This window comes from Bordetella genomosp. 5, assembly GCF_002261475.1.
Classification (GTDB): domain Bacteria; phylum Pseudomonadota; class Gammaproteobacteria; order Burkholderiales; family Burkholderiaceae_B; genus Bordetella.
In genome coordinates this window covers 104,786-119,197 of the sequence record NZ_NEVN01000003.1, presented here as the reverse complement: position 1 = coordinate 119,197, position 14,412 = coordinate 104,786, and the positions used below count along the sequence as shown (strand labels likewise).

At 68.2% G+C, this 14,412-nt stretch carries 14 protein-coding genes; 4 read left to right on the top strand and 10 right to left on the bottom strand.

Annotated features, from left to right (window positions below):
• Positions 1-3: 3 nt before the first annotated feature.
• Complete coding sequence (locus CEK29_RS06415) at positions 4-525, top strand: gamma carbonic anhydrase family protein (RefSeq protein WP_094798866.1); 522 nt, start codon at positions 4-6, stop codon at positions 523-525.
• A 7-nt stretch (positions 526-532) separates the two neighbouring features.
• Here the strand turns inward: CEK29_RS06415 and CEK29_RS06410 are convergent, their stop codons facing one another.
• Positions 533-1,432, bottom strand: a complete 900-nt coding sequence (locus tag CEK29_RS06410; protein WP_094798865.1) for a PhzF family phenazine biosynthesis protein — start codon at positions 1,430-1,432, stop codon at positions 533-535.
• Between the two features lie 318 nt (positions 1,433-1,750).
• Here CEK29_RS06410 and hslO point away from each other — a divergent pair, with 318 nt between their 5' ends.
• Both hslO and CEK29_RS06400 read left to right on the top strand, forming a co-directional pair.
• Positions 1,751-2,680 (top strand): Hsp33 family molecular chaperone HslO, encoded by a 930-nt coding sequence (hslO, locus tag CEK29_RS06405; RefSeq protein ID WP_094798864.1) that lies wholly within the window; start codon positions 1,751-1,753, stop codon positions 2,678-2,680.
• A gap of 127 nt (positions 2,681-2,807) precedes the next feature.
• Positions 2,808-3,476 carry a hypothetical protein gene (locus CEK29_RS06400; RefSeq protein WP_094857629.1) on the top strand — a complete coding sequence of 223 codons (669 nt, stop codon included), beginning with the start codon at positions 2,808-2,810 and terminating at the stop codon, positions 3,474-3,476.
• Positions 3,477-3,582: 106 nt separating this feature from the next.
• Here CEK29_RS06400 and ftsB read toward each other — a convergent pair whose 3' ends face one another.
• From ftsB to CEK29_RS06380, 4 genes are all read right to left on the bottom strand, one after another.
• Positions 3,583-3,990 (bottom strand): cell division protein FtsB, encoded by a 408-nt coding sequence (ftsB, locus tag CEK29_RS06395; protein WP_094857628.1) that lies wholly within the window; start codon positions 3,988-3,990, stop codon positions 3,583-3,585.
• 70 nt (positions 3,991-4,060) lie between these two features.
• Positions 4,061-5,347 (bottom strand): phosphopyruvate hydratase, encoded by a 1,287-nt coding sequence (gene eno, locus CEK29_RS06390; protein WP_094798861.1) that lies wholly within the window; start codon positions 5,345-5,347, stop codon positions 4,061-4,063.
• A gap of 5 nt (positions 5,348-5,352) precedes the next feature.
• A complete protein-coding gene (locus tag CEK29_RS06385; RefSeq protein WP_094798860.1) occupies positions 5,353-5,637 on the bottom strand; it encodes a DUF1330 domain-containing protein in 285 nt (94 codons plus the stop codon).
• Positions 5,638-5,799: 162 nt separating this feature from the next.
• Entirely contained in the window at positions 5,800-7,452 is a 1,653-nt protein-coding gene (locus CEK29_RS06380) for a CTP synthase (RefSeq protein ID WP_094798859.1), read from the bottom strand.
• Between the two features lie 196 nt (positions 7,453-7,648).
• On the opposite strand from CEK29_RS06380, the gene CEK29_RS06375 reads away from it, so the two are divergent.
• A complete protein-coding gene (locus tag CEK29_RS06375) occupies positions 7,649-8,650 on the top strand; it encodes a hypothetical protein (RefSeq protein WP_141218311.1) in 1,002 nt (333 codons plus the stop codon).
• Between the two features lie 19 nt (positions 8,651-8,669).
• Here the strand turns inward: CEK29_RS06375 and CEK29_RS06370 are convergent, their stop codons facing one another.
• The 5 genes from CEK29_RS06370 to gsiC all read right to left on the bottom strand — a co-directional run bounded on the left by CEK29_RS06370 (position 8,670) and on the right by gsiC (position 14,363).
• Complete coding sequence (locus tag CEK29_RS06370) at positions 8,670-10,466, bottom strand: aminopeptidase P family protein (protein ID WP_094857626.1); 1,797 nt, start codon at positions 10,464-10,466, stop codon at positions 8,670-8,672.
• Between the two features lie 27 nt (positions 10,467-10,493).
• Complete coding sequence (locus CEK29_RS06365; RefSeq protein WP_094857625.1) at positions 10,494-11,312, bottom strand: M55 family metallopeptidase; 819 nt, start codon at positions 11,310-11,312, stop codon at positions 10,494-10,496.
• A gap of 47 nt (positions 11,313-11,359) precedes the next feature.
• Positions 11,360-12,430 carry a P1 family peptidase gene (locus CEK29_RS06360; RefSeq protein WP_432759226.1) on the bottom strand — a complete coding sequence of 357 codons (1,071 nt, stop codon included), beginning with the start codon at positions 12,428-12,430 and terminating at the stop codon, positions 11,360-11,362.
• A 105-nt stretch (positions 12,431-12,535) separates the two neighbouring features.
• A complete protein-coding gene (gene gsiD, locus CEK29_RS06355; protein WP_094798854.1) occupies positions 12,536-13,435 on the bottom strand; it encodes a glutathione ABC transporter permease GsiD in 900 nt (299 codons plus the stop codon).
• A gap of 7 nt (positions 13,436-13,442) precedes the next feature.
• On the bottom strand, positions 13,443-14,363 hold the full coding sequence (gene gsiC, locus CEK29_RS06350) for a glutathione ABC transporter permease GsiC (RefSeq protein ID WP_094798853.1): 921 nt from the start codon (positions 14,361-14,363) through the stop codon (positions 13,443-13,445).
• Positions 14,364-14,412 lie beyond the last annotated feature (49 nt).

Here is a 14,412-nt window from a genome sequence, read left to right as displayed (position 1 = left end):
ATCATGCCGATTTACCAACTCGACCAGCACGTCCCGCAGATCGCACCCGATGTCTATATCGCCGAGAGCGCCGACATCATCGGCCAGGCGATCCTCGAGTCCGGCGTGAGCATCTGGTCCCACGTGGCCATTCGTGCCGATAACGAGCCCATCCATGTGCACGCCGGCACCAACATCCAGGAAGGCAGCGTGCTGCACGTGGATGCCGGCTGTCCGATGCATATCGGCCCGAACGTCACCATTGGCCACCAGGCCATGCTGCACGGCTGCACGATCCACGAAGGCGCGTTGATCGGCATGCAGGCCATCGTGCTCAACAAGGCGGTGATCGGGCGCAACTGCCTCGTCGGCGCGGGCGCCATCATCCCCGAGGGCCGCGTGATCCCCGACAACCACCTCGTGATCGGCATCGGCAAGGTCGTGCGCGAGCTGACGCCCGAAGAGATCGCCAACCTGCACGCCAACACGCAGCACTACGTCGAGCGCGGCCAGCATTACCGCGGCGCGCTCAAGCGTATCGGCTGAACGGCACTCAGCGAGGCGGTGCGCCGAGCGTCCCGCTCATCACCAGCACCGCTTCACCGCCCACGCTCGCGCGCACGCCCCCGGCCTCGTGGCCGGCTTGCGCCAGCAGCAGGCTGGCGCGTCCCATATCCACCCCCTGCCCCACGCGCAGCGACACCGTGTCGCCGGACAAGGTCGCGCGCAGGCCCGCCATGGCCGCCGTGGCGCTGCCGGTGGCGGGATCCTCGGTCATGCGCCCGGTGAACATGCGCGCCTGTATGTCGGTGCCGTCGTCGGCATCCCGCGTATAGGCATAGATCGAATGCGCGCCGTCCAGCGGCAACAGGGCGGCATAGCCGTCACGGTTGGGCGCCGCGCGACGCAGCGCGTCCCGACTGCGCAAAGCGACCACGACGAAAGGCAGGCCGACCGACACCACCTGGGGCTCGTGCTCGTCGGTGAGGATGTCGGCGGTATCGAGCGAGAGCGCACGTGCGACCGCGGCCGCTGCCACGACGCTGGCCCGCGACAGCGGCTGGGGCGCCGCCACCAGCGCGGTGGTGCCGCCCGCCGGCAGGGCCGTGAGGTCGACGCGCACCAGCCCCGCCCCTTCTTCGAACAACCAGGCCGCTGGCACCGCCCTGCCCGCCGCCTCGTGGCGCGCCTTCAGCGCGATCGCGGTGCCGACGTTGGGGTGCCCGGCGAAACCGATCTCGCGATCCGGTGTGAAAATGCGCACCTGCGCGTGGTGCCCGGCCGAGGCGGGCGGCAGCACGAAGGTCGATTCGGAGTAGTTGAATTCGCGCGCGATCGCCTGCATCTGCGCGGTGGACAGCCCCTCTGCATCAAACACGACGGCCAGCGGGTTGCCGCGATAGGCCGTGTCGGTGAACACGTCGACGACGGCATAGTCATGGGAGTTCGGCATGGGGGATCCTGGGAATCGGGAAGGGAAGCACCGAGTATCCCGAGTCCGACGGGGATGCGCCAGACACAGAGCGGTCGTATCGGGGGCGTAACAGATCCGGCCTGCTCGCCCTCGGGCGGGGCGGGATTCGCCACCCCGCCTAACGCCTTGTATTGACGGTCTTCGCCCTCATATAGGTCGCAACGGCGCAGACCTTCCCGACGGGAGCCGCCCTCGCCTGCTTTGCCCCCAGAATCGCTCCCGGCCTTGCCGGAGCATCGCGTCGCGCGATGCCGGCCCGCGCCGGCGGGACCGGCACGATCGGCTAACATCTTCACCATGACCGACCTTCTCAAGAAATACCTCTTCGAGACCCGCACCGTGCGGGTCCAGGCCGTGCGTCTGACCGATACCTGGCGCGATGCGCAGGCTCACCACGCCTATCCGCAGGCGATCCAGCGCCTGCTCGGTGAGCTGGTCGCGGCCTCGTCGCTGCTGGCGGCCAACATCAAATTCGACGGCTCGCTGATCCTGCAGATCCAGGGCGACGGCCCGATCGCGCTGCTGGTGGTCGAATGCCGCTCGGACCTGAGCGTGCGCGCCACCGTCAAGGTGCGCGAGGGCCACACGGTGCCGGAAGACGGCACCATGCAGAACCTGCTCAATGCCCATGGCAACGGCCGCTTCATGGTCGTGCTCGACCCGCATCGCAAGGTGCCCGGCCAGCAGGCCTATCAGGGCATCGTGCCGCTCGAAGGCGAGAGCGTGGCCGAAGCCCTGCAACACTACATGAAGGCCTCCGAGCAGCTCGAGACGCGCCTGTGGCTCGCGGCCGACGACAAGTCGGCGGCCGGCCTGCTGCTGCAGCGTCTGCCGGACCACGGCGGCGAAGACCGTCCGCAGGTCACCGCCGAGGTGGCCGCCGAGGCCTGGAGCCGCGCGCTGCACCTGGGCGGCACGCTGGCGGCCGACGAGCTCCTCGCCACCGACACCGACACGCTGATCCACCGGTTGTTCTGGGAAGAAACGCTGATCGCGTTCGAACCTCAGCCCGTGCGCTGGTTCTGTCCTTGCACGCGCGAGCGCGTGGCGGCCATGCTGCGCACGCTGGGCCAGGCGGAAGTCGAAGACATCCTGGCCGAGCGCGGCGAGGTCGAAGTCACGTGCGACTTCTGCGGCAAGCCCTACGCGTTCGACCCGGTCGACTGCGCGGGCCTGTTCAGCCCGGCCACGCCCATGCCCGAGCAGGATCCGCCCACGGTGCACTGATCGCGCCGCGAGCACCCAGGACCGGCCCCGAGGCCGGTCTTTTTTTGGCCCCCTAAGGCCGACGGAAATCCGTCACAGCGCAGAATCCACAATCGCGCCGTCCGGCGTGCGCCACCATACTGCGCGGATGCCTGCCCGCCTGCCCGGGCGCCAACGCGGCGCCGCCCTCATCGAATCCGCGCTGGCCGTGCTCGCGCTCACGGCGCTGGCCACGGCGCTGATCGAGGCGACTCATTGGCGGCAGTTGCAGCATGCGCTCTACGCCGCGCTCACCCAGGCCGCGCGGGCCGGCGCCACCGCACATGCCGACCCCGCCACCATCGCCCGCAGCTTCGAGGCGGCCCTGCCCGGTCGGGTTCGGGCCGCCCAGGGCAGTGCCGGCCGCGATCCCCGCGTGCCGGGCTGGCGCATCGACATCCAGCGGCCCGACGCACGCGCCTACGCCACGCATGCCGAGCAAGGCCTGCCCGTGCCACGCGCCGCCGCCGGTCTGCCGGCCATCCGCAACGACTACCAGGCCGAGCAGCATGCCGCCCGCCCCACGGCCCGGCCGGACATCTTCGAGGCCAATCAGCTGCAGCTGCGGCTCACCTATCCGGTGCGACCGCTCGCTCCCTGGACCGGCGCCCTGCTGCGCGCCATCGCCTCGTCCGCGCGGGACAGCTGCGTGCGCGGCGCGCTCGCGGCCGGCCGGTTGCCGTTACGACTGACGTTGGAGATCGACATGCAATCGCACCCGGTGCGCTACGCCGACCGGCCCCCGGTGTGGGTGCGCACGCCGGCATGCCCGGCATGACAAGGCCAGGGCGAGCGCCGGGCGGCGACGCCGACAGCGATGCCGGGAAGCGATGCTGAGAAGCGATGCGTAGAAGCGGAGAAGCGGAGCGGGACGGCGAGCGCCGTCAGCGCTGCGGGGTGGCGGGCCGGGCGGCGCCCGACGCTGCCGGGCGATTCGCCGATGCGGCGGGCGGCTTGGTCGGGTTGGCCGGCTTGGGAGCCGTGGCCTGAGGCGTGGAGTTTGCCGAGGGCAGCGGAACGCCGGCGGGCAGGATGTGCACGAAGACTTCGCCGTCGCGCATCATGCCGAGCTCGCCACGCGCCCGTTCCTCGATGGCGCCCGTCCCGGTTTCGAGGTCGCGCACCTCGGCCTGCAGCGCGGCATTGCGCGCCCGCAGGCCTTCATTGGTTTCGCGCTGCTCGGCGACCTGGCGTTGCAGGTCCCAGACCTTGAGCCAGCCGCCTTTGCCCAGCCACAGCGGGTACTGGATCAGAGCCACCAGCGCGAAGAGCACCAGGAACAACAGGCGCATACGACGGGCACCCTAGAAATGGGATGGGCAAGACGTGCCCGGCCTGTGCAGACCGGGCACGGGATGGCGATCAGCGCAGGTTGTAGAACGCGTCGCGGCCGGGGTAGGACGCCACTTCGGCGAGCTCTTCCTCGATGCGCAGCAACTGGTTGTACTTGGCCATGCGATCCGAACGCGACAGCGAGCCGGTCTTGATCTGCATTGCGTTGGTCGCGACGGCGATGTCGGCAATGGTCGAGTCTTCGGTTTCGCCCGAGCGGTGCGACACGACGGCGGTGTAGCCGGCGCGCTTGGCCATCTCGATGGCGGCGAAGGTTTCGGACAGCGTGCCGATCTGGTTGATCTTGATCAGGATCGAGTTGGCGACGCCCTTCTGGATGCCCTCGCGCAGGATCTTGGTGTTGGTGACGAACAGATCGTCGCCCACCAGCTGCACCTTCTTGCCGAGCTGATCGGTCAGGAGCTTCCAGCCGTCCCAGTCGTTTTCAGCCATGCCGTCTTCGATCGAGATGATCGGGTACTTGTCGCACCAGGTCGCCAGCAGGTTGGCGAACTCCTGCGAGGACAGCGACACGCCGCCTTCGCCGGCCAGGGTGTACTTGCCGTCACGGAAGAACTCGGAGCTGGCGCAATCCAGGCCCAGGGCGATCTGGCTGCCCGCTTCGTAGCCGGCTTCGGAGATGGCCTTGAGGATCAGCTGAATGGCTGCTTCGTGGTTCGGCACGTTGGGCGCGAAACCGCCTTCGTCGCCCACGGCGGTCGACATGCCTTCGGCGTGGATCAGCTTCTTGAGCATGTGGAACACCTCGGCGCCCCAGCGCAGGGCTTCGCGGAAGCTCGTTGCGCCGATCGGCAGGATCATCAGTTCCTGCAGGTCGAGGGTGTTGTTGGCGTGAGCGCCACCGTTGATGACGTTCATCATCGGAACGGGCATGCTCATCGGGCCGCTGCCACCGAAGTAACGGTAGAGCGACAGACCCGATTCATCGGCGGCGGCGCGAGCCACGGCCATGCTGGCGGCCAGGATGGCGTTGGCGCCCAGGCGCTCTTTGCTCTCGGTGCCGTCCAGCTCGATCAGCGTGCGATCGACGAAGGTCTGTTCCTGGGCATCGAGGCCCATCAGCGCTTCGGAGATTTCGGTGTTGAGGTTTTCGACGGCGCGCAGCACGCCCTTGCCGAGATAACGGCCCTTGTCGCCGTCACGCAGTTCGATGGCTTCGCGAGCGCCGGTGGATGCGCCCGAGGGCACGGCCGCGCGGCCCATGGCCCCCGACTCCAGCAGCACGTCGCACTCGACGGTGGGGTTGCCGCGCGAATCCAGAATCTCGCGGCCGATGATGTCGACGATTGCACTCATGGTAATTACATTCCCTGAACGATAAACATATTCATGATGGCGGCGCCTTCGCGGGCGGTGCGGGCGCGGCGATACTGCCAGGAATCATAGAAGGCCTGGGCTGCCGCCATGGACGGAAACTCCATGATGACCGTGCGACCAGGCTCCCGGCCTTCAAGGCGCTTCGATTCGCCGCCGCGGACCAGGATCTTGGCATCGTACGCACGCATGGCCAGCGTGGACAAGCGCTTGTAATCCTCGTATTGCGCGGGCTTGGTGACGGTGACGTCGGCGATCAGATACGCACTCATGAAATTCCTTTCAAGCAAAGAGGTTGTCGGGAAAACCGTCGCGCGGCCCGAGCCCGGCTCGGAGCATCATAGCCAGCGCGCGCATGTCGGACACTAAGTTGTTGTATCCGAAAGCAGCCCGCCCCGTGCGCCTTCAGCGGAAGGCGCACGGGGCGGAGGGGATCACGCCTTTTGTTCGCGGCGCGATTTCAGGTCGATGGCGGCCTGGATGTAGCTCGAGAACAGCGGATGGCCGTCGCGCGGCGTGGAGGTGAATTCCGGGTGGAATTGCACGCCCACGAACCACGGATGATTCGGCAGCTCCATCATCTCGGGGAGGTTTTCGGTCGGCGTGCGGGCGCTGATCACCAGGCCGGCCTCTTCGAGGCGGGGCACGTAGACGTTGTTGACCTCGTAGCGATGGCGGTGACGCTCGTTCACTTCGTTGCCGTAGATCGACTGCGCGCGGGTGCCGGCCTTGATCGGGCAGCGCTGCGCGCCCTTGCGCATCGTGCCGCCGAGATCGGAGGCGTTGTCACGGCGCTCGACCTTGCCTTCGCGGTCCATCCACTCGGTGATCAGTGCGACCACCGGATGCGGGGCCGAGGGATCGAACTCGGTGCTGTTGGCGCCGCCCAGACCCGCCACATGACGGGCGAACTCGATCACGGCCAGCTGCATGCCCAGGCAGATGCCCAGGTACGGCACGCCGTTTTCGCGGGCATAACGGATCGCGGCGATCTTGCCCTCGGTGCCGCGCTTGCCGAAGCCGCCCGGCACGAGAATCGCGTCGAGATGCTTGAGCTGGTCGGTGCCGCGGGTTTCGATGTCCTCGGAATCGATGTACTCGATGTTGACCTTGGAATGCGTATGGATGCCGGCGTGCACCAGGGCTTCGCTCAGCGACTTGTACGATTCGGTGAGGTCGACATACTTGCCCACCATACCGATGGTGAGCTGATGCTGCGGATGCTCGAGCGCGTCGACCAGGCGGTCCCACATGGACAGATCGGCCGGCGGCGGCGTCAGGCCGAGCGCTTCGCAGACGATGTTGTCCACGCCCTGCTGATGCAGCATGGCCGGAATCTTGTAGATCGAATCGACGTCCCAGACCGAGATCACGGCGTCCAGCGGGACGTTCGAGAACATCGAGATCTTGGCGCGCTCGTCATCGGGGATGCGGCGGTCGGCACGGCACAGCAGCGCGTTGGGATAGATCCCGATTTCGCGCAGCTTCTGCACCGAGTGCTGGGTGGGCTTGGTCTTGAGCTCGCCCGCCGAAGCGATGAACGGCACCAGGGTCAGGTGCACGAAGGCCGCGTTGTTGCGGCCCATGCGCAGACTCATCTGGCGCGCGGCCTCGAGGAACGGCAGGGATTCGATGTCACCCACGGTGCCGCCGATCTCGACGATCGCGACGTCGGTATTGCCGGCCCAGGCCGAATCAGCGCCACGGGCGATGAAATCCTGGATCTCGTTGGTGATGTGCGGGATCACCTGGACGGTCTTGCCCAGATAATCGCCACGGCGCTCCTTGCGCAGCACGGATTCGTAGATCTGGCCGGTGGTGAAGTTGTTCACCTTGCGCATCTTGGTGGAGATGAAGCGCTCGTAGTGGCCCAGGTCGAGATCGGTCTCGGCGCCGTCTTCGGTCACGAACACTTCACCGTGCTGGAACGGGCTCATCGTGCCGGGATCGACGTTGATGTAGGGGTCCAGCTTGAGCATCGTGACTTGCAGGCCGCGCGATTCGAGGATCGCGGCGAGAGACGCGGCGGCGATACCCTTACCGAGGGATGACACCACACCGCCGGTGACAAATACGTATTTGGTCATCGTAGTGAGCACCCGGGACGAGCGGGCGCATGCGGGAAATTTGGATTATACCTAAGACCGCGCCAAAATATGGGTTTTCCCTTACGTCAGTTCGGTAACAGACCGGGCTGACTCCGGCCCCGATCCGAGGCCGGCGTAGACCCGAAGCGCCGCGCGGCATCGCTGCCCGCGCGCCTTACCGAGGAGTCCGCCGCGCATGTCCGCAGTACGTCCCTTGCCCGCCAGCCGGTGGGCCGTATCGAGTTGCAGCACCGCATTCCTGGCCGTGTGCGCCGCCGCGCTGAGCGAACGCGCGCCGGTGTGGCAGCCCACATCGGGCACGCATCCCCTCGCCGTGACGCCCTCGCTCGCGGGCACGGTGTCGTTCGCGCTGGCCAGCGCCTGCCTGGCCGTGCTCGTGTGCGCCTGCACGCTGTTGCGCGCCCAGCAGGCCCGCCCCGGTCGTGTCCCGGTCGCGCCGCGCGCGTGGGCCGCGGTGTACGGACTGACCCTGGCGCTCGCCTACGGCGCGTATCTGCACGGCATGGCGCACCTCAGCGCGCACGGCCTGCTCGACGGCACGCTGGCCTGGCTCGCCAGCCATGGGGTCGAGCAGCCGCACACGCGGCTCGCCCTGTTCATGAATCTGCGCAGCCTGATCAATCTGCTCGTGCTCATGCTGCTGAGCTGGCAACTCCTGCGCGCAGTGATTGCGCTGGCGCGCTGGCGCCACGACCCGAACCCGGCGCGGCCGCCGCTGCGCCGCACCTGGATCGTGTGGCTGGCGGCGGGCGCCGCCTATGCGTGGCAGACGGCCATGTTGCGCCTGGCCGCGGGCTGGGTGGCAGCATTGCAGGCCCGCGCCGAAGGGCTGCTGCCGTGGCTCTCGTGGCTCGCGCTGCCGCTGGCCGCGGGTCTGGTGGTGGCGCTGGCCGTGCGGCACACCCTGCCCGCCACGCCGCGCTCGACCGGCGTGAGCCGGGCCGTGGGCGTGGGCACGACGGCCTTCTGGGTGGCCCAGGGCGCCCTGGCCGCCTTGGCCGCGCCGCTGGCGGCCACGCTCAGCACCGCCGCCTGGACGCGGCTCGTGCTCACGCCCGGCTTCGGCCTGGGCGCGCTGGCGGCCTATCTGCTGCTGCTGGGCATTCTGGCGTCGAGCCTGGCCCGCAGCGCCTTCAAGGCCTACGAAGGCCCCCTGGCGGAGACCTCGCAGGCCTGAGGCCTCGCGCCGCCTGGCGTCAGGCGCCCAGCGGTTCGGTGCGCGACAGCAGCCAGTCGAGCGCCGCGCCGTCCACCAGCGGCGCGACGCGCTCGCGCACGGTGCGGTGGTAGTCGTCGAGCCAGGCGATTTCGTCGGCGCGCAGCAGCGAGCGCTCGATGCAGCGCGTGTCGATCGGGCACAGCGTGAGCGTCTCGAAACACAGGAACTCGCCGAGCTCGCCTTCGAGCCAGCTGCGGTTGGCCACCAGATTCTCGATGCGCACGCCCCAGCGGCCGGGGCGGTAAATGCCCGGTTCGTTGGACGTGATCATGCCGGGCTCCATGGCCGTGTGCGGTCCGGGCTGCGCGCGGTACGAGATCACCTGCGGGCCTTCGTGCACGTTGAGGAAGTAGCCCACGCCGTGACCCGTGCCGTGGCCGTATTCGGCGCCGCCGGCCCAGATCGGCGCACGCGCGATCGCATCCAGCATGGGCGACGGCGTGCCGCGCGGGAACGACGCGCGCGACAGCGCGATCATGCCCTTGAGCACCAGCGTGAAATCCACCTTCTGGTCGGCATTCGGCGTGCCGACCGCCACCACGCGCGTGATGTCGGTCGTGCCGCCCAGGTATTGCCCGCCGGAGTCGATCAGGAGCAGGCCATCCCCTTCGATCACGGCATGCTCGGCCTCGGTGGCGCGGTAGTGCGGCATCGCGCCGTTGGCATTGAAGCCGGCGATGGTGGCAAAGCTCGGGCAGACGTAGTTGGGGCGGCGCGCACGCGCCGCCGTGATCTTCTCGTCGATCGTGAGTTCGGTGATGCGCTCACGCCCCGAGGCCGCCTCGAACCAGGCGAAGAACTCGGCCAGCGCCGCGCCATCCTGCGCCATCGCTTCGCGCACGTGGGCCAGCTCCGCCTCGGTCTTGCGCGACTTGAAGAGCGTGGACGGGTTGATCGCCTCCACGCGCGGCACCGCCGGATCCATGGCCTGGAACACGCCGCAGGTCACGCGGGCCGGATCGATCAGCAGGGTCTGATCGGTGTGGAGCGATCCCAAAGCGGGAACGATGTCGGTGTAGGCGGCCAGATCGACACCGTCGGCGGCCAGGCGGGCCCGCAGCGTGTCGTCGATCTTGCCATCGGCCACGAACAGCGTGGCGTGATCCATGCCGATCAGCGCATGGGCGACGAAGACGGGGTTGTAGTTGACGTCGGCGCCGCGCAGGTTGAAGAGCCACGCGATGTCGTCGAGCGTGCAGATCAGGTGCACGTCGGCACCCTTCTCGTGCATGGCGGCGCGCACGCGGGCCAGCCGCTCGGCGCGCGATTCGCAGGCGTAAGGAGCGGCATGCTCGTAGACCGAGGCCTCGGGCAGGCCGGGGCGATCGGCCCAGACCTCGTCGAGCAGATCGGTGCCGAGCGACAGCTCGATGCCGGCGGGCGCCAGCGCGGCCGACAGGCCACGGAACGCGGCCAGGCCCAGCACGGCGCCGTCGACGGCCACGCGCGAACCCGTCTTGAGCTGCGTGGCCAGCCAGTCGACATGACCCGGCGTGGTGGCCAGCGCGATCTTCATGAGCTGCACGCCGGTGCCGGCCAGCTGTGCCTCGGCCTGCACCCAGTAACGGCTGTCGACCCACAATCCGGCGAAATCGGCGGTGACCACCAGCGTGCCCACCGAGCCGTTGAAGCCGCTCAGCCAGCGCCGGCCCTGCCAGCGGGCCGGCAGGTACTCGGAGAGATGGGGATCGGCCGACGGCACGATGCAGGCATCGAGCTTGTGACGGCGCATGGCCTGGCGCAGATCGGCAATACGGAGATCGGTGGTCGACATGGGGTTCCTGTACGGGGTGACGGCGCGCTAGCGCAGCATGAACGACATGGCCGCCAGGCTGTTGAGCGTGCGGATCGCCGCCTGCATGTTCTCTACCGTGAACTGCAGCGTGACGCCGTCGACGCGGGTGAGCGTGGGCCACATGCAGAACAGATCGGCCAGCGCGGCGGTCTGCGTCTGCAGACGGCATTCTATCGGGCCGGGCACCACGAAAGGAACCGCCTGGCCGATATTGCGCACCGCGGTTTCGGCGGCCTGCGCGATCGCGCGGCGCGAGGCGGCGGGCGAGAGCGTGACGCCGGCCGACAGGCCATGGGCCACCTTCGTCTGCACCCACTGGGCCTGCGGGAAGATCGGGCGGGTCTCTTCGATGAACACGTCGTCGCCGCTGGCCAGGATCACCGGCACGCCCAGCTCGCCGGCCAGCGCGCCGTAGAGGCCCGCCTCGCCCAGTTCCATGCCGTTCACCCAGACCCGCGCGAACGCGAAGCTGTTGATGGTGTGGGCGAGAATGCCGCGGCCCTGCGAGCGGCTGTGATAGCCGATCATGAAGACGGCGTCGCACTGCTCTTCGAGCCCGCCCATCATGCCCAGATAACGCGGCTTGCCCAGCACCAGCCGGGCGCGCTCGTCGATCAGGTCGGGCAACAGATTGCGAAAGCCGCCGTGCGAATCGTTGACCAGCACTTCCTCGGCGCCGCCGGCGATCGCGCCCTGCACGGCCGCGTTGGCCTCGGCGGTCATCCAGGCGCGGGCGCGCTCGTATTCGCCGTTGCCGGCCCGGACCTGCTCGTGGTGGAACACGCCAGCCACGCCTTCGATATCGGTGGAAATCAGGATCTTCATGCGCTACCCCCGTCCTTGCGGGCTTGGTGAATCGTGGAAACGAAAAATCAGAATGCGCTGTCGGCGAGCCAGTCGCGCCATTGCGGCACCACGTCGCGCAGCGCGCGGCGCCGGTGGCCGTCGCGGCCGGTCACTTCGCTGGCATGCCACAGGGCCGACACGATGGCCTGCTCGCACGCTTCGGCGGCCGCCTCGAACAAGGGATCGATACGCGTCTCGTGCAGCATGGCGACCGCCGGCATGCCGGCCTCGGCGGCGTGCGGAACGGTATAGGCCGTGGAGAACGCCAGCGCGATATCGCCGCTGCCATGACCGAACACCGAGCCGGTACGGGCCAGACCCGCGCCGGCACGCAGCGACAGGCGGCGCAACTGGCGCGCATCCAGCGGCGCGTCGGTGGCCAGCAACAGGATGATGGAGCCCTTCTCCGGCGCCGCGGGATCGGCCTCGCGCGCGAGCAGCTCGGCCACGCGGCGGCCGAACGGGCGCCCCGCCACGGTCAGCAACGGCAGGCGGCCGAAGTTCGACAACACGAGCGCGCCGACGGTGTGGCGCACGTCCGGCGCCACCTCGGCCACGCGCGACGCGCTGCCGATGCCGCCCTTCAGCGAAAACGACGACATGCCGCGGCCCGCCCCCACGCTGCCCTGCTCGAAGGCGGCGTCACAGGCGGCATGCGCGGCCGCGTAGTCGGCCTCCTGCACGGCCAGGGCCTGGATATCGTTGAGGTAGCCGTCGTTGCACTCGAACACGAGCGGGTTGACCGTCGCCCACTCGCGCCCGATGGCGGGGTTCGCCGCGACGGCGGCGCGGATCTGCGCGTTGGCGACCGTGCCCACGCCGAAGGTGTTGGTCAGCCCGATCGGCGTTTCGAGCACGCCGAGCTCTTCCACCTGCACGAGGCCGGTGCTCTTGCCGAAGCCATTGAGCACGGTGGCGGCCGCCGGGACCTTGTCGCGGAAATGATCGCCCGCGTGGGCGCGCACCACGGTCACGCCGGTCTGGCAGGCGCCGTCGGCGCGGGTGTGGTGGCCAACGGTCACGCCCGCGACGTCGGTGATGGCGTCGCGCGGGCCGGCGGGCAGCACGCCGATGCGCGGCTGTACGGAGTCAGTCATGGTCATTGCCGTGAATCACGGCCTCCAGAATGCAAAAACGCCGCCTGGGCGGCACCGGCGCGGCCCGGGGGCCGCGTCCAGTCCTGTCCAGACGGCGCAAGACAATTACTTGCGGTCGATCTTGGGGTCGAGCGCGTCGCGCAGGCCATCGCCCAGCAGGTTGAAAGCCAGCACGGTCAGGAAGATCGCCAGCGCGGGGAAGATCGCGACGTGCGGTGCGATCACCATGTCGGCGCGCGCCTCGTTGAGCATCGCGCCCCACTCGGGCGTGGGCGGCTGTGCGCCCATGCCCAGGAACGACAGGCTGGCCGCGGTGATGATCGAGGTACCGATACGCATCGTGCCGTACACCACGATCGGCGAGATCGTGCCGGGCAGGATGTGGCGCATGATGATGGTCCAGTCGGACGCGCCCACGCTCTTGACCGCTTCGACGTAGGTCATCTGCTTGATCGAGAGCGTGTTGCCGCGCACCAGGCGGGCGAACGCCGGCACGCTGAACACGGCGACGGCCACGATCACGTTGATCATGTTCGAGCCCAGAATGGCCACCACGCCGATCGCGAGCAGCATGCCCGGGAAGGCCAGCAGCACGTCGGAGATACGCATCGTGATGCGCTCCCACCAGCCCTGGTAGTAGCCGGCCATGAGGCCCATGAAGGTGCCCACGATCGCGCCCATGAACACCGACAGGAAGCCGGCGGCCAGCGAGATGCGCGCACCCATCATGATGCGGCTGAAGATATCGCGGCCCAGCGAATCCACGCCCAGCCAGTGCGTGAGCGACGGGCCGGCATTGATGGCGTCGTAGTCGAAGAAATTCTCGGCGTCGAACGGCACGATCCAGGGCGCGAACGCGGCCAGGACGACCAGCAGCACGACGAACACGCCGGCGCCGACGGCGAGTTTCTGCTTCTTGAACTTGCGCCAGAACTCGGTGAGCGGCGTGCGTACGTCGTTCTTGGCGGCCGCTTGCGCGGTAGTGGCGGTAGTCGAATTGCTCATGCCGCCCTCACTTGTAACGGATGCTGGGATTGATGACGCCATACAGCACGTCGACAATCAGGTTGATCAGGATGAATTCCAGCGAGAACAGCAGCACCAGGCCCTGGATCACCGGATAGTCGCGCTGCGTCACGGCGTCGACCAGCAGACGGCCGAGGCCGGGCCAGTTGAACACCGTCTCGACCACGATGGAGCCGCCCAGCAGGAAGCCGAACTGCAGGCCCATCATGGTGACCACGGGGATCAGCGCGTTGCGCAGCGCGTGCTTGATCACGACGCGGCGCTCGGACAGGCCTTTGGCACGGGCCGTCCGGACGAAATCTTCCTGGATCACTTCGACGAACGAGGCTCGCGTGAAGCGCGCCATCACGGCGGCCACGGCGGCGCCGAGCGTGATCGAAGGCAGGATGTAGTGTTGCCAGGTCGAGGCGCCCACGGTGGGCAACCAGCCCAGATTCACCGAGAACACCTGCATGAGCATCATGCCCAGCGCGAACGCGGGGAACGAGATGCCCGAGACCGCCAACGTCATGCCGAGGCGATCGGGCCAGCGATTGCGCCAGACCGCGGACACGATCCCGATGACCATGCCGAATATCACGGACCAGACCATGCTGGCCAGCGTGAGCCAGAGCGTGGGCATGAAGCGGTCGGCGATTTCGGTCGAGACGGGACGCTTGGTGCGCAGCGAGGTGCCCAGGTCACCTTGCAGCATGTGGCTGAAGTAGCGCACGAACTGCTGCGGCAGGGGCAGATCCAGGCCCAGTTCCTTGCGCACGAGTTCGACGGTCGCCTGATCGGCGTCCTGGCCGGCGGCCAGTCGCGCGGGGTCGCCCGGAAGCATGTGCACGAACAAAAACACGACCACGGCCACCAGCAGCAGCGTGGGGATCATGCCCAATAGACGTTTGACGATATAGGTCAGCATTGAAATTCCTGCGACATCGGCAGGGGCACCGTGCCCCCGCCGAATGTGG